Raw genomic sequence first — 22,292 nt, forward strand, 5'->3', positions numbered from 1 at the left:
GGGGATGCCGGGTTCTACCTTTCCGTCCAGAATCCGCAGGGTGGGCGCTTCATGGCGTAGCGAGTCCTCGGGAGGGGCAGCGGGTCCTCGACCCTGAGCAGCCACTCGAGCAGACCCTCCAGGAGTTCCATCTGTCTATCGGCGTATTCGGGCCTCCCGTAGAGGTTCGTCACCTCACCGGGATACCGCTCGAGGTCGTAGAGCTGACCCGCGCCCTGCATATCGTACACCAGCTTCCAGTCTCCCTTGCGAACCATCCGCATCTGCCCGCTCTGAGTCCAGCTATTGAGGCAGTCATACCCGCCCCACTTACCATCCTTGCTGATGGTCAGCCCATCCTTCGCCGGATCAATCTCCTCGTGCTCGGTGTAGTACAAGCCCCCGAAGCCGTGCTCGACGTACGCGCCGGCGAACTCCGAGGCGGGGTAGTCAGCGCCGGTCAGTATCGGCCAGAGGCTCCGGCCCTGGACTCCATCCGGCGTCGGGAGCCCGACCGCCTCGCAGAGCGTCGGCATGATGTCACAGATCGAGACGTGGGCGTCATGAGGCTTGACTGCCTTTCGGATACCCGGCCCCATGATCTGCATCGGAATCCTTACGAGCGGCTCGGGAAGCTCCGGGCCCTTGCGCATCAGGCCGTACTCGCCGACGAAATCGCCGTGGTCGGAGAGGATGATGACGATCGTGTTCTCCCGCAGGCGCTTCTCGTCGAGGAACTGCACAAACCGCTTTACCTGGTCGTCAATCATCCGCAGCATGCCGAGGTAGTTGGCGCGCATCCGCGGGATCTGCTCGACGAAGTCCGGGAACGCCTTGACGAACGACTGCCGGCACCACTGGTACGGGAATCCCTTGATGTCGAGCGCTTCCTCACCGGCGGCCGGCTTCGGGAGCGACTCCGGCGCGAACATCGAGTAGTACGGCTCCGGGACCTGATACGGGTTGTGCGGCTGAGGGAAGCTCAGCCACAGGAGGAACGGGTTCTCGTCCTGCGACTCGATCCACTTCTCCGCGGACGAGACAAGCCGGTAGGGGATCTGGCACTCCGCCGGGAACGGCGTGGGCTCCTTCGACATGTGGAAGTGCGTCGTCTTCAGCCAGTCGTCGAACGCCTTCTCATCCGAGGTCCGGTCCTTGTCTCCATCGACGCCGAGGTGGCCGCACTCGTACCAGAAGTCGGCCTTCTCCGGCGTGAGGTGAGAGTGGTTCTTGCCGACCAGCGCCGCCCTGTACCCGTTTGCGCGGACGAGGTCGAAGAGGTCCTCGGAGTAGTATGCATCCCGGATGTTGTGGTTCGTCCTCGTCCGGTGGGCGCTGGGATATCGTCCGGTCAGCATGCTCACCCTTGCCGGGGCGCAGACCGGCATGGAGGTGTACGCGCGGTCGAACCACGTGCCCTGCGCGGCGAGCGCATCCATGCCGGGCGTGGTGTCGAGCGGGAAGCCCTCCCGCCGCGACTGGTCGGCCCGCTGCTGATCGGTCATGATGATAACGATGTTCGGTCTGTTCGGCATATCTGCATATTCTACGGCATCCTTCCACGGCCCTGCACAACGAAGCCCCGCGCTTGACGTCTCCACCTGTGGCGACTACGATGAGCGCAGTCATCCACAGGAGAATGGTTCATGTTGAAGAAGCGCTCGTTCATGATCCTCGCAATACTCGTCATCATCGGGGCTAAGTGCTATGCCGTCGAGTTCAAGCCGGAAACCATGCCGCGGTTCACCTACTTCAGCGCGCCGGACAGCTCATTCTCCCGGAGCAAGAGGTCCGCGTATGGACTACCTCCTCCGACACCAGGAACTTCCGCCAGGCAGAGTGTAGCTCCACCGATGTGAAGGGCAAGGCCAGCGTCTACACCTACACGCTCACCCGACCGGAAAAAGGCTTACCGACGCTCTTCGGCGGAGCGGAGTACAAGGACGTGGTTCTTCCTCTTCCCCATATCCAGAACACGACCCCGAAGGTCTGGGCCGCGAAGTGATGCGCAGACTTCCCGTGACGATCCTCCTTGCACTTCTGGGGTAGAGCGAACGAGGCGCGGAGTGCTTCAAAGGAGTTCTTATCATTGCCGGGGGCGGCAACACCCAGGCTGAGATCAGCCGGATGAGTGACCTTACCCCCATGCTGAGAACCAATGGCGGCTTAGGGCTAGGCCAGTTGTCCACGTCGACGGATACCAGGCTATGATAGGCGTTGCCAAAACTCGCAGTAGATGCTAGTATTGTTGAGTGGAAGTAACACCAATATGATCGCGGAGGCTAACAATGCAGGCGACCCCCGTTTCTGTCACACAATACTTCGATGGCGCTAAGCAGAACGTCGTCCCGCTTTTTCAGCGGACTTACAGTTGGCAGCGGAAGCACTGGAACGCGCTCTGGCAGGACATACTGGATCTGTGTGATCGGGGCGCGAACGCTACACACTTCATGGGCGCGATCGTCTCCCTACCGGTACGCGCTGTGCCTGTCGGTGTGAACAAGCATCTGATTGTGGACGGGCAACAGCGCTTGACCACGCTTGCAGTCCTCCTCTGTGCGATCCGAGACAGCGTCGTTGATAACCAGATCCGTGAGAGGGTTCGAGCACTCATTGTGAACGAGCACTACGACGGAACAGATCGACTGAAACTTCTGCCGACTCAGGGCGACAGAGATGTCTTCTGCCGTCTGGCATTGGATGAACTCACCGTTGCCGAGGCGCACAATGTCCGAACTGCCTACCAGTTCTTCCGCGACTGCCTTGCTAGTCGTGACAACAATGGTGATCGAGTTGATCCTGAGAAGGTGTTCGACATACTGCAGTGTTCCTTGCAGGTCGTGATGATCAGCCTTAACGATTCGGATGATCCCTACCTTATTTTTGAAAGCCTCAACTATAAAGGACAACCGCTCACGCAAACAGATCTTATTCGCAACTACGTCCTAATGCGTTATAGGCACGGGCTGGGAGAAGGAGGTGAACACGATCGAATATACAATGATTATTGGCTACCTATTGAACACCTGCTAAATTCAGACATCGAAGAGTTTCTGCGCCACTATGCCATGAAAGACGGCAGGAAGATCGGTCGTAGCGGGATTTATACTGCCATTAAGCGGCGCTTCGAGGAACTCGGCGATGAAGCCGATATTGAGCCTGAACTGCAATCAATGCTAAATCATGCTGGGTACTACCGGCGATTCCTGAATGGGGATGATGAGCCCGATGGGGAACTAAGGGTGTCACTGGAAGCAGTCAGGGAACTGAGTCGAGGCGCTGCATATCCGCTTATGCTGCGGGCATTTGAATCTCATGATAATGGGATGCTCTCCTCTGAGGATCTTCGGAGGGTGGTCGGCACTATTGAGTCATTCATGGTTCGGCGAGCGGTCTGTGACGTACCCACGAACACTCTGAACCGCACCTTCGAGGGGTTGGCACGCGATTTCAGTTCAGTTGACACGGCTGAATGGCTGATCGCATCTCTGCTGAACGGCGATTGGCCACGTCGTTGGCCCGATGATGAGGAGTTCAGACGCGAACTGACGGAGTCCCCTCAGTATGGGCGGAATACGAAGCTTGTGGGGTTCGTTCTTAAGCGAATCGAGCACGAACTAGACAGACTTGAACCTATAAACCTTGAGCATACCACGATTGAGCATGTTATGCCGCAGACGCTGACACCGCATTGGACCGCCATGCTCGGCCAGCGCTATCAGGATGTGCACAGGAGGGCGCTACATACACTGGGCAATTTGACTCTTACTGGCTACAATGGCGAACTGGGGAATTTACCCTTCAATGACAAGAAAGAGAGGTTGAGCACTAGCCCACTCAGGCTGAACTCGTGGATCACTGAGCAAGAGACATGGACGGCTGACGTCATCGCCGAACGTGCACAGCACCTTGCTGAAATTGCACTGCGCCTATGGTCACGTCCACACGTCTGAGCAGCAAACAGCGAGAGCGCGTAGTATGACGCATATCCACAACCTGCGACCTGCCTTCTGTGCGGTCTGGCGTGCGATGATATTCTTTGCGTCCGCGCGTCCATCGCGCCAGAATCTGGCATCCGTTTCTCCGGCCAACCTCTCGTGGCCCTCTCGTCTCTTCGCGTCTCGCTTATCCACGGTGGCACCCGCCAACCCCTCTGATGTGCTACGATATCAACCGTTGGGAAACAAACAGTGGGGCAGGGCAGTACGCGTCGGTACCATCGTTCTCATCATCGTTCTCCTGAGCGCCGCCGTTCTGACAGGCGAGGGGATTCCGCTCCCGAGGGCCGGGTCAAAGGAGATTTGGGTCATCGAGCATGGGAAGATGACGAAACCGGAGCAGCTTCTCGCCCAGACTCTCCAGGGCCTCACCGCCGATAACAAGGACGCGCGGATCTGGCTGAAGTCGGACGGCGCATACCGGGTGCTTCTCGATCAGATGGTCACTGAGGGAGTCCGCGAGCACGAGGTCGAGTCCGTCTGGACCCTGTACCGTCGGTTCAGGCCGCAGGTCCGCGGAATGATCGTCTGCACGATCGGGACCGACAGCCTGAACGTAGCCACATCACTCTGCGGGCCGAAGCAGTGCGTAGCCATTGATGAATCGCTCCTGGAAAAGGCGAAGAGCGAAGGGCTTGCCGTCATAGAGGATGTCCGCGGCATGGACGACCGGAGCGCCCTCGCCAGGTACAAGGACCTCTTCTCGCACGGCATCGCCGTCAGCCAGGAGAGGACTATTGCCAGCCACCTGCGCGACTTCGCAGTCGCCCGGCGCGCGTTCACCTGCGGGACGGATCCCGAGTTCGTCAAGGAGGCGGCGACTGCATTCGGCCCGAACGCGCTGGTCTACGGCTGGGGCAGGGAGCGCGAGTGGGTGACGGGCATTAGTCAAGCCAATGCGACCGCCGTTCCCGCCGACTGGGCGCTGAACCTCTCCGTGGTGTCGAAACTCCCCGCCGGGAAGCTCCGTCGCCCTGCGGACCTGCGTATCAAGACCGAGGACGGCGTGCGGTACATCGCCTTTGTGATGAGCGACGGCGACAACCTGCAGTGGTTCTGCGGAGGGTTCTTCGCCAGCACCAGATGGTGGCCGAGTCCCCTCCGAGGTACGTTCCCGATGACGTGGGAGGTCCCGGTCGCCGCCGCCGAGGTGATCCCGCGTGCGCTCGAGTATGTCTATTCGACCGCCACCCCGAACGACGGCTTCGTCACCGGTGCGGGTCTGCCCGGCTACACGTATGCTCACTGGCAGCCCGACAGGGTCTCCCTCGCAGAGCAGTCGTCGCACTACCTCCGCCTTGCCGACTTGAACGTCGTTGGGGTCATCAATAACAATGTCGGGAGCATGGAGGAGATCATCCCACTGCTCGAGCGGCCCGAGATCGAAGGCATTCTCTACAAGGACTACAGCCCATACGACGGCCGGCATGGGGCAATCATGTGGCACAAGGGGAAGCCGTGCATCTCGTTCAAGTTCGACCTTCGCCCTGACCGTCAGGGCCCTGAGAAGATCGCCGAGGAGGTCTCGAAGCTGCCGGCGTCACCGCGAACCGACGAGGGAAGCTACACACTCGTCACGGTCTTGGCATGGGGATACCAGGACATCGGAGGCCCGATGGAGGCCGTCCGCCGAACGATCGAGCTTCTACCGGAGAACACACGGGTGGTCACCGCTAACCAACTCGTAGCGCTGATGAAAGCGAACTTCAGGGAGAAACATCGCTAGCGGAGACGGCATCCTCCTAGAGCAACTTCCCCTGACCGTCGGCGGGATGGGGGCAGGCGACCCCGATATGCTCGCAGGCGGCTCGGGTGGCTTTTCGGCCGCTGGGCGTGCGGTTGAGGAAGCCTATCTTGAGCAGGTACGGCTCGACCATGTCCACCAGTGTGTCGGTCTCCTCGTTCAGGGTCGCGGAGAGCGCCTCGATGCCGACCGGACCGCCGCCGTAGAACTCGATGATCGTCCTCAGGAACGCACGGTCGAGCTTGTCGAGGCCCATCTCGTCTACCATCTCGCGCTTCAGGGCGATATCCGCGATCTCGCGCGTGATGACTCCGTCGGCCTCGACCTCGGCGTAGTCCCTCACGCGCCGGAGCAGGCGGTTGGCGATCCTGGGGGTGCCGCGCGACCTTCGCGCGATCTCGACCGCGCCGTTCGGATCGACCTTCACATTCAGGATTCCGGACGACCGCTCCACGACCTTGGTCAGTTCCTCGGTCGAGTAGTAGTCCATGTGAGCGAAGATGCCGAACCGGTCGCGCATGGGGGCGGATAGCATCCCGGCGCGGGTGGTCGCTCCCACGAGGGTGAACCGCTTGAGCGGAATCTTGACGGTCTTGGCGTATGCGCCCCGGTCGAGCACGAAATCAACCTGGAAGTCCTCCATTGCCGAGTACAGGAACTCCTCGACGACCCGTGAGAGCCGGTGGATCTCGTCTATGAAGAGGACGTCGCCGACCTCAAGGTTCGAGAGGATGCCCATGACGTCCTTGGGCTTCTCCATCGCGGGGCCGGAGGTCGCCATGATGCTGGCGCCCATCTCGGAAGCAATGATGTGAGCCAGCGTGGTCTTTCCGAGACCCGGCGAGCCGTGCAGCAACACGTGATCGAGCGGCTCGCGCCGGTTGCGGGCGGCGGTGATGGCGATCTGCATGCTGTCGACTACGCCGGTCTGACCGATGTACTCGTCGAGCGTCCGGGGGCGGAGGTTCCATGACTGGCGATCTTCGTCGTCGAGCGCTGCGGGGCGGACAGAACCGGGCTGGGTCTTTTCCTGGTCTTCGGTTGTGACTATCTTCTCTCTGGGCATGATCGTCCTCGTTTCCAGCGTGTCGGATCGGTCTGACGCGGCTGACACTAACGCAGTCTGTCGTACAGCATATCGAGCAGTTCACCGCGAGTGGTGACATCCGGCTTGTATGCTGCCGGAGCGCCGACTCCGGACATGGCGACCCATCCGGCGGCAGTCTGCTCGTCGATCTTCTCGTTCAATTTCGCAGTCCAGTCCTCGGAGAAGAGTCCTCGAACCGCGAGCATCTGCAGGGAAACGTAATGCTTATCACCAGGCGATGCGTCGCGGAAGAAGACGAGAACGGCGCCATGGTCGAGCAGGTTCTCCTGGAGCTTACGGATATCGACCTTCCTCGGCGATACGGAATCCCTGACGCTGATGGCGGCAGCGGTACCGGCGGCCTCTCCGAGGGCCATCCAGCACGGCTCCATGCGCAGGGTGCTGAAACCGACATGAGTGCCGGAGACCGGCACCGGCGTGAGCAGGTTTTCGACCTTCCTGGGAACGATCACCCCGTAGGGCACCGTATACGGCGCGCTCGGCTTGCTGAAGAACCCATCGAGATGCGCCCTACCCGGCTCGCGCTTCAGCACCGCATGCGAGTCGAGCGCATAGTGGCTCGCGGTGATGCTGTCGGCGTACACCGGAGGCCGAGCGCCCGGACTGATCGGCAGGGCATCGTACGCGGTGAACAGGTGCTCCCCGACGATCCGCCTGCCCTCGCGGACATATACCTGGCGCGGGAAGCCGCCGTTGTCGGTATACTCGTCCTTCGCAAGGCCCCACTCCCGGCAGCGGGCGCGGAAGTCCTCCGGCAGGTCGGGGTCGTTCTGCGCGAACCAGAGCAGTCCGAGCGTGTAGTTCCTCAGGCGATCGGCGAACCGGTCGCGCCAATCCCAGCCGGCAGTCGGCCAGGGCCAGTTCTCCTCGGGCAGGTCGGTCGAGAGGAATGCCACGTGCTGGTTGTTGGCGTCGGTCTTCGCGTTGGGCAGGGCGACCATGTTGGTCACGCGGCCGATGCCGTCCCACGCGATCGCGGGCCTTGGATCGCCGGTCGGAGCGGGAATCCGATTCAGCTTGACATCGTCTACCAGCGAAATGTACTCGTCGCGGTTGTAAGCCGCGGGCTTTTCAATCGGCAGGAGGTTCTCAGGGTCGCGAGTCAGGCAGAGGCGGTAGTTGTAGGCCTGCACGGCATTGTCGCCGAGCCCCGTCGAGCCGGGACCGATGGGCCCGGCCCACTGCTTGTAGAGCTTTCCGGCCATCGGCTCATCGAACTCGGTCTGCGCCTCGCGCCCGATCCGGAACTCCGCGCCGGCGGCGGCTGCCAGGTCACCCTCATAGGTGGCGTCTATGAAGACCCTGCCGGAATAGGCTTCCGGTTGCCTCGAATCAAGGTTCGTGACGGTGATCTGAGTAAGCCCGCCATCCTGAAGCTTCACCATCTGAGGGTCGGCGTCGAACTGGCGGCGGCGCAGGACGGTGATGCGGTCCTTATGCTCCGCCAGCATCTGATCGAAGACCAGTGCCCCGACATGGGGCTCGAAGCGGTATCCGTCGCTGCAGTCCCTAACCTGCTGGGAGTCCGCGCCGTACTTGTCCACGTAGTGCTTCCGGACGCGACCGACGAAATCGGCGAAGAGCCCGCCGGTTGCGCCTCGGGTGGCGATGTCGGTCGCACCGAGGCCGTTGGCCGGGAGGCCGCCGATGTGGGCGTTCCTATCGAGGATCACCGCCGAGCAGCCGTTTCGCGCGACGGCGATGGCGGCCATGATGCCGCCCGGGGTGCCGCCGACGACGACCACATCGTATGTGTGCTGTGCGTGAACCGGCATGTTCGTTAGCGCCATCATTGTGGCCAATGCCCACAGACCGCGGCGGGTCATGCTGCATCTCCTGGTCCCAGGCGAATGAATTCGCGGCTACAAGGACACGAAGTCCACCTGCGTGGACTGAGTCCTACTTCATCAGCTTCAGCTCGTAGATCGTCTGGATCAGCTCCTCGGACGACTTCGGCTTGGCCGATTCGAGCGCCCGCTTGACCATCGACTGAGCCTCTACCCGCTTGTAACCGAGTTGGAGAAGCACTTCGACTGCATCGGTCTCGATGTCATCCTTCGGGATCAGCTCGGCGGCGATATCCTCATCCTGGAGCAGCGCAAACTTGCCCGCCTTGCCCTGGAGAGTGGCGATGATCTGCCTCGCCTTCTTCTCGCCGATGCCTGGGAGCGTCGAGAGCGCTTTGTGGTCGCCCGCCTCGACGGCCTCCGCGACCGAATGGAACGACCTCGTGAGGGCGCGCACCGCTGTCTTGGGACCCATATTGGCGACCGTAATGAACAGCTCGAAGAACTCGCGTTCGACCTCGTTGGTGAAGCCGATCAGGCGCGGAACCATCCGCGATTGGTTGTTCTCATAGTAGTGATAGGTGACCAGCGTAACGTCGCGGCGCTCGTCTTCGCTCTTCTTGATGAGGGCCTGCATGACCGTCGCCGGCGCCATGACCTCATACCCGATGCCTCCCGACCAGATGATGACTTCGCTGTCACCTCGCAGAGCGATACTTCCTCGGATATACGAGATCATGTCTGCAGTCTCCCCCGCCTTACAAGATGACAGAGCGCGATCGCAAGCGCATCGGTGACATCGAACGGATCGGGGACGCTCTTCAGTCTGAGTCGCATCCCCACCATACGGCCCACCTGCTCCTTGCTCGCGCGGCCGTTTCCCGTAAGCGAACTCTTGACGTGCGTCGGAGCGTAGCTGAAAACCGGGACCTGGTTGACTCCCGCGGCCAGACAGATCACCCCTCGGGCATGGCCCATGAGCACGGCGACGCGAGGCCTCTCGTAATGGGTATAGACCTCTTCGAGCGAGAGCGCGTCCGGTCGGAACTCCGTGATCAACTCCTGGATGCCGTGGAAAATGGTCGAGAGCCGTTGCTCGATCGGAAGCTTCGCGGATGCGCGAATGACGCCGCCCTCCAGCAGGACGGGTTCGTCCCCAACCGCCTCGATGATTCCGTAGCCGGTGGTGACCAGGCCGGGGTCAACGCCGAGAATCCGCAGCTGGTTGTCTCGCTCGACCGCCACTTTGCGCCCCGCGTTCCGAGTCAGAGAATCGCACATCTGTTCTGCCCGGGCTCGCAGCAATTGTAGCACTTGAGCGGCGCGGTTGTAAAGGCAAACCGGATGTGATAAACTCACGCTGAGGCTAACTGATGCCCGTATCACGGAATCCGGCCATGCCTGACAATCGAGTCGGGACGCTCTCCCGGCTTATCCTGATAGCCTTCTTCGTAGCGTTGATTCCCGCCGGATGCGCGCGCAAGCCGTCGAAGTCTCCTGAGGTGAGACCGCCCGTCAAACAGACGGAAGCGGAGCAGGAGCGGCGGAAGATCGACGCGAAGTTTGAAGGGGCCCGCGTGACCTGGGACGACGACAAGGGCAACCGCCTGTGGGAGGCCGGATTCGAATCAGCGACCGCCGCCGCGACGGAAGGCGCATCTTCTACCGTGGAACTGACGAACGTGAAGGCGAGCCTCTACGAGGACGGCAAGGTCGTCAGCAGCATGGTTGCGCCCAGAGTCGTTGCGGACAGCGGCAAGAAGCAGGTCCGGGCATTCGGCGGAGTCAAGGTTACATCGCTGCTTGACGGAACCACCGCGACGGCCGAGGAGATGCTGTGGAAACCGAACGAGAACACTATCTCCGGCAGGGGCGACGTCATCATGCGGAAGGGCAACATGACCGTCCGGGCGCAGGACATCACCGCCGACACCGCCCTCAGGAGGGCAAGACTCAGCAAGGCGGAGGCCATCCTATGACATGTCGAATGAGACGGACCGGCATTCTGATCGCCGCGATCGCCGCGCTATGCGCCTGTCTGTTCCTCGGCGCGGCCCGTGGACTCGCCATCGGAGGGGTCAGGCTCTCCGGCGACATGGAGATCAGCGACGAGAAGGTGGAACTGACCAACGGCGCGGAGATGGAACTCAGCGGCGCTACGTGGAAGTGCGAGATATGCGGCAAGACCGTGAAGGAGGCGCTGATCACCGCGAAGAAGATCACCGCCGATCTAAAGAAGTCCGCGGACAAGAAGCTCATTGTCGCTGGGGCGGTCGCCGGGCCCGAAGTCGTCATCCACGCCAGACAGGTGGACAAGGCCAAGAAGTCCGTGCGGCTCATCCATGCGACCGCAGACAAGGCGGAGTACACACCCCAGGCCTCTCCCACGGCGGATGAGACCATCGTTCTGACTGGCAGCGCGGCCGTCAGGATCACCGACCCGGACCTAACGGAACCGGCTACGCTCACCGGAAGCTCGATCACCATCTATCTGAACAGGAACAAGATCAGCGCGAAGGGCGGCGACATGAGGATCAAACCCAGGGAGGGGGAGCAGCCATAACACCCGAGGCCACGATAACGACCGAGAGTCTCATCAAGACTTACAAAGGGCGGAACGTGGTGGACGACGTCTCACTCGAGATGAAACGCGGCGAGATCGTCGGGCTCCTCGGCCCGAACGGCGCGGGCAAGACAACCACTTTCTACATGATAGTCGGGCTGATCCACCCGGCCGCCGGCAGGGTCTACCTCGAAGGCCGCGACATCACCGGCATGCCGATGTACCAGCGCGCGCGGCACGGGATCGGGTACCTTGCGCAGGAGCCGTCGGTCTTCCGCAAACTGACCGTCTCAGAGAACATCCTCCTGGTGCTCGAGCTCGCGGGCATGCCGAAGAAGGAACGCAAGGCAAGGCTGAACGAACTCCTCGAGGAGCTTCGGATCGACCATGTAAAGGACCACAAGGGATACATGCTCTCAGGCGGCGAGCGGAGGCGAGCAGAGATCGCGCGGACCCTCGCCATGTCGCCCGCGTTCATGTTGCTCGACGAACCTTTCACCGGCGTTGATCCCATCGCCATCAACGACATCCAGGACATCATCGCGGAACTGAAGGCGAAGAACATCGGCATCCTGATCACCGACCACAACGTTCGAGAGACGCTTGCGATCACGGACCGAGCTTACATTCTTTCCGACGGCAAGATCAGGACATCCGGCCTCTCGCAAGAACTGCCCAACGATCCGATAGCTCGGAAGTACTATCTTGGGGACCGTTTCTCCGTGTAGAGCCACGCCCGCCCGGCACCGACAATATGAGGATACTCGACCGCCATATTCTGACCGAACTGATCGGGCCATTCGTATTCGGAGTTGCCGCGTTCACCAGCCTGATGTTTGCCGGGAAGGAACTCTTCCAGGTGACTCAGCTCCTGGCGGAGTACGGCGCTCCGCTCTGGCGGGCCGCTCAACTCGTCGCGCTGCACATACCGGGACTGATCGTGATCACGCTGCCGATGTCGATGCTGTTGGCGACACTGCTGGGATTCGGGCGGCTCTCGAGCGACAGTGAGACGGTGGCGCTGTTCGCCGGCGGGATCAGCATCTACAGGATCGTCGTGCCGGTGATCGCGATGGCGATTGTCGTCACCGGCGCGAGCTTCGTGCTCAACGAGTACGTCGCGCCCTACACGAACTCCGAGCACCAGCGCATCGTGCGGGAGATCAAGAGCACACCCAAGTCGAGCGACAAACCCTTCCTCGTGATTGACGCGCGAGACGGAGTAACCAAGAGCGTCTTCTACGTCCAGGGAGGTTACGATCTCGATTCGGGCACGCTCCGGAAGGTCGCTCTGATGCAGTACGCGGACAACAAACCGGCGGCCTTCATTTACGGAGAGAAGGCAATCTGGCTCGGTGAGAATAACTGGGAGTTCAGGGACGGGTACAGCAAGACGCTGGGAACGAAGCCGACCTGGCTGACTGAGTTTCATGGCACGGAGGTCCGCCAGACGCGGATCGACAAGACGCCCGAGGAGATCGCGATGTACCAGAAGCGCGACGACGAGATGAGCTTCCGCGAACTGAGAGGCTACATCGGGATGCTGTCGCAGCACGGGGCGGAGGTGGCGAGGTATGAGGTCAGCCTCTACCAGAAGATCGCGATGCCGCTCACGACCCTGGTTTTCGCGCTCATAGGCGCCCCGCTCGGGCTCAGGCCTCACAGGAGCAGTTCGGCGACGGGGCTCGGGCTCTCGATAGTCATAATATTCGGCTACTGGGTGCTCATGCATTACATGACGATACTCGGTCGAAACGCGGCCGTCTCGCCTATGACCGCGAGTTTCGCGCCGACGGCGGCCTGCGCCGCGCTCGGCATTCTGCTGATCATCCGGGCAGCGAAGTAGGACCCGGAATCCGAGGCAATATGACCTGGCGAACGATAGCAGCGGCCGCCGTGTTCATCGGCATGTGCGGCTTCATAGCGTACTGGGGCGATCTGCTTGGCAGGCGGCTGGGGAAGCGCAGGCTCAGCCTGCTCGGCCTGCGCCCGCGACACACGGCGATCGTCTTCACGACGATCACCGGGATGTTGATCGCCATATTCACTATCGCGTTCATGGCGGCGATCAGCCAGCGCGTGAGGCTGTTGATGCTCGAAGGTGAGAAGATACTCCGCGACCGCGACATTCTGGTACAGAAGTTCGAGAACGCTCGAGAGGCGGCCGACGCAGCGAGGGGCGAGGCGGCAAGGGCACAGTCCGAGGCCCGCACGGCCATCCTCCAGCGGGACAAACTCGTCGGCGAAGTGAGGCGCATATCTGCCAGCCTGACCGACATGCGCGCCAAACTACTGAAGAATGAAGCCGCGCTGGTACGAACGGAGCAGGCGCTGACATCAGCCGCCGCGGAGATCAGGCAGCGAAAGGCCGAGATCGCACATCAGCGATACGAGATCCAGAACCTGGAGTCGCAGCGCGGGCTGCTCGTCGGACAGATCAGCATGCTGGAAGCGGAGATGGGAGAGGCAATCGTCAAGTACCAGCGGTACATCGCGCTGCGCGAGAAGACCGTCATCCTTCGATCCAACGAGGAACTCGTCCGCGCAACCATAGACTGCACGCAGGCGAAACCGCAGCTCCGCGGAGAGGTACTGTCGCTGCTGAACAAAGCCGACCAGAGCGCGAGGGAGAAGGGCGCCAGAGTAGGCGACAACAACCGCGCGGTCAGGATCATCACGAAGAGAATCACCGGACCGGAGGGGTCCGACGAGCAGACCGTCACGGAAAACGCGAGCATCACCGCACTCGTGGACGAACTGTCCACCGGATCCGGGACCGTAGTCCTGCGGATTGTCGCGATCGGCAACACGGTGGAGGACGAACAGGCGCTGGTGGAGTTCATCCCGAACTACAACCGCCTGGTATACTGGAAAGGGCAAGAGGTGGCCGAGGCGCGGATTGACGGAGCGGCGTCCCGTGGCGACATCTTGGGCGGGGTGATCAGCTTCCTGCGAGCGGAAGTCCGCCCGGCCGCCATCGCAAAGGGCATCATACCCTACCATGACAAGGAGCAAGATCAGTTGGCAGTCGGCTCGATGTCGCCAGACCAACTGCTGAACATAGTTGACGAGGTCAGCAGCCACGGCAGGCCGGTCGTCGTGCGGGCGGTTGCCCGGGCCGACACCTGGTCTGCGGGGCCACTCGATCTCGATTTTCGCATCGAGGCGCTGTGATGGGGACTGTCATAGCGATAGACCCCGGGCGCGAGAAATGCGGCCTCGCCGTCGTCAACGACGAGGGCGCCCTGCTGAGAAAGATTCTCCCTCCCCACGAGATCGCCGCACTCGTCGCAGACTTGATGGCGCGATACTCCACGGACACGGTGGTCATCGGGGACGGAACGCACGGAAGCACCCTTGCCGAGATGGTCCGCGACGCATCGCCGGCCCGCATCGAGTTCGTTGACGAGTCTCACACCACCCTCGAGGCACGCGCACGATACTATGAAGAGAACCCTCCGAGGGGACTACTGCGCCTGATACCCAGGGGCATGCTCGCCCCGTCCGAACCGGTGGACGACCTGGTCGCGGTCATTCTCGGCGAGAGGTACCTTGCCGCGAAAGATGCTGAAGCCTCGCGCACCTGACGATAATACCTGTGTGGGAGATATGCGGCCCAGGTGCGAGTATTGCCTGTAACCTTTGTCAGGGACCCATCGTATAAAGCCTGAGACGGGCAAATGGCGACGATCGGAGATTCTGCCCAGACGCAGGGAGGAGATACCTCTCGCGGCGGCGTACAGATAACTTGAGAACATCCATTTGTGCGGAAACTTGACAGAAACCTGGTATTTTTGCTAGGATGACAGTCAGAGAGACTATCACATCGCGCGGCACAAGGTTGAAAGGAGGTGAAACACACCTTGAATGGCCTGTGAGATTGCGCGGTGATAGGATAGGCTGGAGAAGAGAAGCTTCGAACGGAGCGCGGCAGAGCAGAGGAAACATGGTTACTCGCGCAGACGCCGCATTCGGGAGAAGCGGGAAGTCCTCCGGCCAAGTGCTACGTTAGATACATTCAAGGAGGATGAACATGAAAACACTAGCGTTCTTAATGATCGCTGGGCTCCTGCTCGGACTCGGTTCGATGGCGTTCGCGCAGGAATTCCCCGACGTCCCGCCTGATCACTGGGCGTACGACGCGGTTCAGGAGCTTGTTGACCTCGGCATCATCCAGGGATACCCGGATGGCACCTACGGCGGCAAGCGCGCAATGACTCGCTACGAGTTCGCAGAGGCGATGGCCAAGGCCGTTCCCGTCATCTCTGAGATGGCAGGAGGCGGTTACAGCGGCACCGGAGCGACCGGAGCCGTCGGAGCGAAGGGCGAGAAGGGCGACAAGGGCGAGAAGGGCGATCCCGGAGTGGGCGCCGATCAGCTCAAGTCAATCCAGAGACTGATGGACGAGTTCCAGGATGAACTGGCTTCCCTAGGCGTGCAGGTCGAAAGCGTACGCAGAGACCTGAATGCGCTCTCCGAGAGAGTCGGCATCCTGGAGGACGAAGTTGCTCGGGTCAAGATCACCGGCGCGGCGAACATGATCGTTCGCGGCGAGGTCGAGAACGTGGCAACGGCGTTCGACAGGGACCGCCGCCAGCTGGCGACGATCCACACCGGCACGCCTGAGGCGAACAACCCGATCGCCAACTCGTTCTTCTTCAACGACTTCAGTCTCGGCATCAAGGGCAGAGTCAGCGACGACGCTTCGCTCCAGGCTGAGATTTCGGCCGGCGACTACCTCCCGCAGTTTGCGGTAGGCGGCGGACTGGATGACTTCACGCTCTGGAGACTGAGTCTGAGCACACCGATCGGGCTCGGCCCGCTCGGCGCGGGCAAGTTGACTGCCGGCCGCATGCCGCTGCAGTTGACTCCGCTCACGTTGAAGCTCGTTGACACGGACAGCTACACCTACGTGGACAAGCTGGACGACGGCAACTTCGTCGTGGACGGCGGATCCGTGGCCCTCGACTGGGGCAGCGTAGGCCTGACGGCATTTGCCGCGAAGGCTGATCCGCTGAACGCTCCGCTCATCAGCCCGTGGCTCGGCAATCTGTTCCAGGTTGACCAGCTCGCAGGCGCCCGCGCCGTTATCGGCGTCGGCGGCAACGCGAACCTCGGTCTGACCTGGTACCAGGCCGGACTCGGCCTGGCGGTCGGCACGACCACCATCATGGGCGCAGACCTCGACCTGAACTTCGGCAGCATCGGACTCTCCGGCGAGTACGCGGAGGGCGATCCTGACGATCAGCTCGTCGGCACCTACGCTCCGTTCGACGTTGACAACGCGGCATGGAACGCCATGCTGAAGTTCAAGATCGGCGGACTGATGATCAAGGGCGGTTACGCGAACGTAGAGGAGAACTACTACGCTCCGGGTAACTGGTCCAGAGCCGGCGGCGCGGTGAACTTGACCAACGTCAAGGGCGCATCCGCTTGCCTGAGCTATGCCCTCACCAACACGATCTCGCTGTCGGCGCAGGGTCAGATGCTCGAGCCTGAGAACACGGCCGGGAACGTACGCGGCCGCGTTGCCAGCGCGGGCGGCTTGGGGGTCTTGGTCCCCGGCCCCGCTCTCGACCAGATCACTTCCTACGGCGCAGGCATCAAGTACGGCCTGACCAGTAAGAACAGCGTTGATCTCGGTTACGAGCAGGTAACCTGGGAGCCGGTGACCGGCACGGATACGGAGGAGAGATACATCTCCGTCGGCCTCGGCCACACGTTCAACCCGAACGCCAGCATGAAGCTCCTGTACCAGGTCGTGGAGTATGAGCAGGGAAGCGCTCTGGCTCCCTACATGGCAGGCGGCGACTACCGCGGTGGCGTTGCCACGGCTCAGTTCGCGGTCAAGTTCTAATCGAACCTGACACACGAATCTGACTGATACTCACCCCGCCTCGAGTTCTCTCGAGGCGGGGTTTTTCGTTCGTGGGGCATGGGACAGATGGGATCGATGGGAGGAATAAGACCTGTAAGAGATGTAACCCGGATGCTAAGACGGACGTATACACTAACACGAAGGCGAGTCCGTCGGGCGTTCGCAAGCAGCCGAGAGGACGCCTAGAATGCGTCTCGAACGCCTGGAAACCAGGAGGTAATGCAATGAAGATCAAACGAAAGACCCTAGCGCTCGTGCTCACAGGATTCCTGCTGACCGCTTCCCTCACTGCGGTCGCACCCGTCAGGGCCGGCATAGGTGACATACTGAAGGGAGCGGGAATCGTCCTGCTGGTGGACAAGTTCGGCGGCGAACTGAACGACTTCATCAACAAGCTGACGGTGAACAAGGGCATCGGCGTGGAAGACCGCACGAAGGTCGTCCCGATCATCAGCATCGGGCAGGGGGGCTATGCAGGCGCGGCGCAGGTCAGCGGACCGGCCCACCTCGTGGACAAAGTGAAGGCCGTCGCACAGTTGGAGGGGAACTTCTCCGGGCGGACGTTTCGGGTCAAGGTGCTGGTGCCGATAGAGACGAAGGAGATCGTGAAGGACATCAAGCGAGTCTCCGGGGTCGGAGTCAGCGCGGTTATTGACGTGAGGCTCTGAGACTCTCACACTCGACTATCGGGGCCCGAGGCCGGCGACGGCATCGGGCCCTTTTTCTTGGCACAACGACCTCGAGCGTCGGCATGCGCAAGTCGTCGGTCGTTCGTTTGCCGACGGAGAGTCGGAGTGATATAATCACGCAGGAATCGGCGTCGGGCTAGTTGACTACGGAACGCCATGCAAGATCGAATCAGAGCAGCGAGTCTTCACAAGCGATACGCGGGGATGTACGCCTTGTCGGGGGTGTCGCTGACTGCGATGCCCGACGAGGCGCGGGGCGTCTACGGCCGCTCGGGAGCGGGCAAGAGCGCCCTCCTCCGCATCATGTCCGGCATCGAAACGCCAGACTCCGGCAGGATCGAATCGGAGGGGTCTCCGGTCATATCCTATGCCGAACCGCGGCTCGACGACGCGATGACGCCGACGGAGACGCTTGAACTGCACTGCACCCTCTACGGCATACCCCGCCGCAAGCGCCGCTCGACGATCCGCGATGCCCTAGTGCTGCTGGATCTCGAGCCGGTATGCGACCGAAGGATATCCACCCTGACATCCGGCACGAGAAAGCGGCTGGAACTGGCGCGGGTCCTGATCTCACCCTCCCCTACCCTGCTGCTCGATGAGCCGATGGCGGGACTCGACGACCTCATGCGGGAGCGCGTATGGAATCATCTCTTGATGCTGAGGACGGCCGAGCATCGCACTATAGTCGTCGCCACCGCGCGCTCGGAGGACGCCGAGCTCTGCGACCGCATCGCCGTGCTGCACAACGGGAAGATACTGGCCGACGGTACCATCAGCCATCTGCGGGGCATCATCGGGCCTGAAGTCGTGGTCATCCGACCACTGAGCGCGGGAAGGCCCGGCGGGCGCGGCACATGGGCCGACAAGCGCGCGATCACCATGTCCGAACAGGACGGCTCGGTGGTGGTAGACATGAGTGCAGAGTCCACGCCGACGGAGCTGCTGGGTGAGATAGCCGCCCAGGCCGCCGGCGTGCGCCTGAGTCCCAGGAGCTTGAGCGTGGTGCTGGAAGAGCTGATCACCCGCTCGACCGATTGTACGGAGGGCTGAGAGATGCTCTGCGCGATGGAGAAGGCATATGCGCTGGCGCTGAGGGAGATTCGACTGCTCATCCGGAGCCGGGCCGGTATTACTCGCGCGCTGGCGATCCCGATGGCCGGCGGGGCCGTCTGCGGATGGATGACACGCGCGCCGTCGCCGCAACTCGCATATATGATGGCCGCGTTCATGATCCTATCGGGGATCGTGCTGGGGGCCGAGCGAGGCGATATCCGCGTCACCCAGGCGATTCGAGCGGTCTCCGGCGAAGGAGCATTCCTATCGGCGCGGGTTCTCTCCTCCACAGTGATCGTGCTCGCGCAGATCACCGTGCTGACCTCAGTCGCCGCCGCGATCGGCGGATTCCACCCGTCGAGGGCGACTATCGCCTGGGCGGTCCTCTCCGGACTAGCCGCAAGTTCGATCGCCCGCCGCCTGTGACCCACATGCAGCATATCACGCTTCCGCAGATGTAGACACCGAAAAAATGTTGTGCTAGAATGCCTTCGGACTCTGCGGTCGCAGAGCCCGACATTTGTATTTCAGGCGTCCGGAGCACGGGGCCGGGCGGCGGACAGGAGAACCGGAATTGGCGGGAAAGAGCAAGCTCAGCAAGGTAAACATCGGCATCATAGGAGTGGGCGGCATCGGCCGGGTGCATCTGGGCGCGTATGCAAAGTGCCCTGAGGCTAAGGTAGTCGCGGCATGCGACCTCCTCAAGGACCGCACGGATTGGGCGGCCTCACAGTACGGAATCGAGAAGACCTTCAAGAACTACAAGGAGATGCTTCAACTCGGCGAAATAGACGCGATCAGCGTCTGCACGCCGAACTACCTGCACGCGGAGATGGCAATCGCCGCCTTCGAGGCGGGGAAGCACGTCATCTGCGAAAAGCCTCTCTGCATCAACCCGAAGGACGGCGAAGGGATGGTCGAGGCATCCAAGAAGGCGAAGAAGAAGTTCATGACGGCCTTCAACAACCGCTTCCGGGGCGACACTCAGACACTCAAGCGGTTCATCGAGAACGGCGAACTCGGGGAGATATACTTCGGGAAGACCGGCTGGATCCGCCGCAAGGGCATTCCCGGCATGGGAAGCTGGTTCACGCAGAAGGCCAAGGCAGGCGGAGGACCGTTGATTGACATAGGAGTGCACGTTCTCGACCTTGCACTCTGGCTGATGGGCAACCCGAAGGCCGTCTCGGTTTCGGGTTCGACCTACTCGGTCTTCGGCTGCAAGGGCGAAGGCATGGGCGACTGGGGCACCTCGGAGTCAGGCGGCACATGCGATGTAGAGGATCTGGCGGCGGGCTTCGTCAAGCTGGACACCGGAGCGACGCTGATGCTCGAAGCGAGTTGGGCATCGCACATCGAGAAGGACGTGATCTTCACCAACCTGATCGGGACGAAGGGCGGCGCGGACGTAGACCCGTTCCGCGTCTACAAGGACATGCATGGGGCGATCGTGGACATAACGCCCGGCTTCCCGAATGTATCAGGCCACGAGATGGAGATTCGCCACTGGGTGGACTGCCTGGTGAACGACAAGAAGCCGATCTCCACCGGCGAACACGGACTCGAGGTAGTGCGAATCCTGAACGGGATCTACAGATCCGCCGCGACCGGCAAGGAAGTTCGCCTGAAATAGGACACAGGAGGTACTGCAAGTGAAAGTCGGAGTCTTCACCGTAGCGTTCAGCGACATGAAGTTCGAGGCGATGCTCGACTACGTTGCCGGCGTGGGCGTCGAGGCCGTCGAGATCGGGACCGGGAACTATCCCGGCAACGCGCACTGCAACATGGAGAAACTGCTCGGGAGCGATCCGGAGCGCAAGAAGTTCCTCAAGGCGGTCGAGTCGCGCGGACTCATAATCAGCGCGCTGTCGTGCCACGGCAACCCACTGCATCCAAACAAGCAGATCGCAGAGGAGAACCACGACGTACATCGAAAGACCGTCGAGCTTGCCCAGAAGCTGGGGATCGAGCGCGTGATCGCTTTCTCCGGTTGCCCCGGAGATTCGCCGCGCGCGAAATCGCCGAACTGGGTCACCTGTCCGTGGCCGACCGACTTCTCGGAAACCCTCGACTGGCAGTGGAAACGCAGGGTTATCCCGTACTGGCGGAAAGAAGCCAAGTTCGCCAAAGAGCACGGGGTCAAGATCTGCTTCGAGATGCACCCCGGGTTCGTGGTCTACAACCCGGAGACTCTGCTCAGGCTCCGGAACGCCTGCGGAGACGCATTGGGCGCGAACTTCGATCCGAGCCATCTGTTCTGGCAGGGCATCGACCCTGTGAACGCAATCCGCAGACTGGGCGACGCGATCTATCACTTCCACGCGAAAGACTGCAAGATAGATCCGCAGAACACGCTGGTCAACGGCGTGCTCGACACGAAGAACTACACGGATGAAGTCAACCGCTCGTGGATCTTCCGCACGATCGGCTACGGTCACGGTCCCGATATCTGGAAGGACATGATCAGCAACCTGCGGATTGTCGGGTACGACTGGGCGCTCTCGATCGAGCACGAGGACAGCCTGATGTCGCAGAAGGAAGGCTTCGAGAAGGCGGTCGCCTTCCTCAAGCACATGGTCATAAGCGAGAAGCCCGGCGAGGCTTTCTGGGCATAGAAACACGACGGACCACCGAGCGGATTGTACTGACCGTAGCACGGAGAGCCGCGGACGTCCAGACCATTCACAGGGCGACTGCGGCTTTCTTGCGTGTTCAACGATCCGCAAGCGGCCGGAATGCGAGTTGCGGGTGCGGGGGTATTATGATATACTCCAGGCATAGTATCTCAAGGAGGTACCGATGAGCCCGGTAGTGTACATAAATGGAGAGCACGTCCCGATGGAGGACGCGAAGATCACCGTCTACGACCACGGACTGCTCTACGGCGACGGAGCGTTCGAGGGCATCAGAGTCTACTCGGGCAGAGTGTGGAAACTCCACGAGCACATAACCCGCCTCTACCGATCTGCTCACTCCTTGATGATAGACCTTCCGATCAGCGAGTCAGTGATGATCGAGGCCGTTCTTTCGACCCTGCGCGCGAACCGCATAAAGGACGGCTACATCCGCATAACCATAACGAGAGGCGTGGGACTGGGGCTCGATCCGCGAGCATGCCAGGGCGACGCGACCGTCATCATCATGACGGACAAGCTCTCACTGTACCCGAAGGAGATGTACAGCGTCGGCCTGGAAGTAGTGACCGTTTCCACGCGCGTGTGCCCCCCGCAGGCACTGGAGCCGAGGATCAAGTCGCTGGGGAAGTACGTGGCGAACATCCAAGCCAAGATTGAGGCCAACAGAGTGGGCGCCGGCGAAGGCCTGATGCTGAACCTGCAGGGCTATGTGGCTGAGGCGACCGGAGACAACATCTTCATAGTCAAGGACGGCGCCATCGCTACTCCGCCGACCTACGCCGGAATACTCGAGGGAATCACGCGAAACACGGTCATTCACCTCGCCCGAGAGATGGATCTGGACGTGGAGGAGA

Annotated in this window: 22 protein-coding genes; 17 read left to right on the forward strand and 5 right to left on the reverse strand. The window is 61.4% G+C overall.

Annotation, left to right across the window (positions count from 1 at the left end):
* Positions 1-14 precede the first annotated feature (14 nt).
* Positions 15-1,514, reverse strand: a complete 1,500-nt coding sequence (locus KBC96_03665; GenBank protein ID MBP6963485.1) for a sulfatase-like hydrolase/transferase — start codon at positions 1,512-1,514, stop codon at positions 15-17.
* 111 nt (positions 1,515-1,625) lie between these two features.
* Between KBC96_03665 and KBC96_03670 the strand changes: the two genes are divergently transcribed.
* From KBC96_03670 to KBC96_03685, 4 genes are all read left to right on the forward strand, one after another.
* Complete coding sequence (locus KBC96_03670; protein ID MBP6963486.1) at positions 1,626-1,838, forward strand: hypothetical protein; 213 nt, start codon at positions 1,626-1,628, stop codon at positions 1,836-1,838.
* Positions 1,835-1,984, forward strand: a complete 150-nt coding sequence (locus tag KBC96_03675; GenBank protein ID MBP6963487.1) for a hypothetical protein — start codon at positions 1,835-1,837, stop codon at positions 1,982-1,984. The genes KBC96_03670 and KBC96_03675 overlap by 4 nt, the downstream gene beginning before the upstream one ends.
* A gap of 283 nt (positions 1,985-2,267) precedes the next feature.
* Positions 2,268-3,932 (forward strand): DUF262 domain-containing protein, encoded by a 1,665-nt coding sequence (locus KBC96_03680; protein MBP6963488.1) that lies wholly within the window; start codon positions 2,268-2,270, stop codon positions 3,930-3,932.
* A 223-nt stretch (positions 3,933-4,155) separates the two neighbouring features.
* Entirely contained in the window at positions 4,156-5,703 is a 1,548-nt protein-coding gene (locus KBC96_03685) for a hypothetical protein (protein MBP6963489.1), read from the forward strand.
* A gap of 16 nt (positions 5,704-5,719) precedes the next feature.
* On the opposite strand, the gene ruvB is transcribed toward KBC96_03685, so the two are convergent.
* From ruvB to ruvC, 4 genes are all read right to left on the reverse strand, one after another.
* Positions 5,720-6,787 (reverse strand): Holliday junction branch migration DNA helicase RuvB, encoded by a 1,068-nt coding sequence (ruvB, locus tag KBC96_03690; GenBank protein ID MBP6963490.1) that lies wholly within the window; start codon positions 6,785-6,787, stop codon positions 5,720-5,722.
* A 47-nt stretch (positions 6,788-6,834) separates the two neighbouring features.
* Entirely contained in the window at positions 6,835-8,655 is a 1,821-nt protein-coding gene (locus tag KBC96_03695; GenBank protein MBP6963491.1) for an FAD-dependent oxidoreductase, read from the reverse strand.
* Between the two features lie 73 nt (positions 8,656-8,728).
* Entirely contained in the window at positions 8,729-9,355 is a 627-nt protein-coding gene (locus tag KBC96_03700) for a Holliday junction branch migration protein RuvA (GenBank protein MBP6963492.1), read from the reverse strand.
* Positions 9,352-9,897, reverse strand: coding sequence for a crossover junction endodeoxyribonuclease RuvC (ruvC, locus tag KBC96_03705; GenBank protein ID MBP6963493.1), 546 nt, complete (start codon positions 9,895-9,897; stop codon positions 9,352-9,354). Before ruvC ends, KBC96_03700 begins: the two co-directional genes overlap by 4 nt.
* 116 nt (positions 9,898-10,013) lie before the next feature.
* On the opposite strand from ruvC, the gene lptC reads away from it, so the two are divergent.
* From lptC to KBC96_03770, 13 genes are all read left to right on the forward strand, one after another.
* Positions 10,014-10,595 carry an LPS export ABC transporter periplasmic protein LptC gene (gene lptC / locus KBC96_03710; protein ID MBP6963494.1) on the forward strand — a complete coding sequence of 194 codons (582 nt, stop codon included), beginning with the start codon at positions 10,014-10,016 and terminating at the stop codon, positions 10,593-10,595.
* Positions 10,592-11,179, forward strand: coding sequence for a hypothetical protein (locus KBC96_03715; protein ID MBP6963495.1), 588 nt, complete (start codon positions 10,592-10,594; stop codon positions 11,177-11,179). Before lptC ends, KBC96_03715 begins: the two co-directional genes overlap by 4 nt.
* Positions 11,176-11,907, forward strand: coding sequence for an LPS export ABC transporter ATP-binding protein (gene lptB / locus KBC96_03720; protein ID MBP6963496.1), 732 nt, complete (start codon positions 11,176-11,178; stop codon positions 11,905-11,907). Before KBC96_03715 ends, lptB begins: the two co-directional genes overlap by 4 nt.
* Positions 11,908-11,933: 26 nt before the next feature.
* Positions 11,934-13,025 carry an LptF/LptG family permease gene (locus KBC96_03725; GenBank protein ID MBP6963497.1) on the forward strand — a complete coding sequence of 364 codons (1,092 nt, stop codon included), beginning with the start codon at positions 11,934-11,936 and terminating at the stop codon, positions 13,023-13,025.
* A 20-nt stretch (positions 13,026-13,045) separates the two neighbouring features.
* Positions 13,046-14,353, forward strand: coding sequence for a DUF3084 domain-containing protein (locus tag KBC96_03730; GenBank protein MBP6963498.1), 1,308 nt, complete (start codon positions 13,046-13,048; stop codon positions 14,351-14,353).
* Positions 14,350-14,766, forward strand: coding sequence for a pre-16S rRNA-processing nuclease YqgF (locus KBC96_03735; protein MBP6963499.1), 417 nt, complete (start codon positions 14,350-14,352; stop codon positions 14,764-14,766). The genes KBC96_03730 and KBC96_03735 overlap by 4 nt, the downstream gene beginning before the upstream one ends.
* 446 nt (positions 14,767-15,212) lie before the next feature.
* Positions 15,213-17,036, forward strand: coding sequence for an S-layer homology domain-containing protein (locus KBC96_03740; GenBank protein MBP6963500.1), 1,824 nt, complete (start codon positions 15,213-15,215; stop codon positions 17,034-17,036).
* Positions 17,037-17,281: 245 nt separating this feature from the next.
* Positions 17,282-17,725, forward strand: coding sequence for a hypothetical protein (locus KBC96_03745; GenBank protein MBP6963501.1), 444 nt, complete (start codon positions 17,282-17,284; stop codon positions 17,723-17,725).
* A 177-nt stretch (positions 17,726-17,902) separates the two neighbouring features.
* Positions 17,903-18,799 (forward strand): ABC transporter ATP-binding protein, encoded by an 897-nt coding sequence (locus KBC96_03750; GenBank protein ID MBP6963502.1) that lies wholly within the window; start codon positions 17,903-17,905, stop codon positions 18,797-18,799.
* A gap of 3 nt (positions 18,800-18,802) precedes the next feature.
* The gene (locus KBC96_03755) at positions 18,803-19,228 is read left to right on the forward strand and encodes a hypothetical protein (GenBank protein MBP6963503.1); all 426 of its coding nucleotides are present in this window, start codon (positions 18,803-18,805) and stop codon (positions 19,226-19,228) included.
* A gap of 148 nt (positions 19,229-19,376) precedes the next feature.
* The gene (locus KBC96_03760) at positions 19,377-20,435 is read left to right on the forward strand and encodes a Gfo/Idh/MocA family oxidoreductase (GenBank protein ID MBP6963504.1); all 1,059 of its coding nucleotides are present in this window, start codon (positions 19,377-19,379) and stop codon (positions 20,433-20,435) included.
* A gap of 19 nt (positions 20,436-20,454) precedes the next feature.
* The gene (locus KBC96_03765; protein ID MBP6963505.1) at positions 20,455-21,417 is read left to right on the forward strand and encodes a sugar phosphate isomerase/epimerase; all 963 of its coding nucleotides are present in this window, start codon (positions 20,455-20,457) and stop codon (positions 21,415-21,417) included.
* Positions 21,418-21,601: 184 nt separating this feature from the next.
* Positions 21,602-22,292: aminotransferase class IV (locus KBC96_03770; GenBank protein MBP6963506.1), on the forward strand; the 691-nt coding region annotated here is incomplete at its 3' end.

Source organism: Armatimonadota bacterium, assembly GCA_017993055.1.
Classification (GTDB): domain Bacteria; phylum Armatimonadota; class UBA5829; order DTJY01; family DTJY01; genus JAGONM01.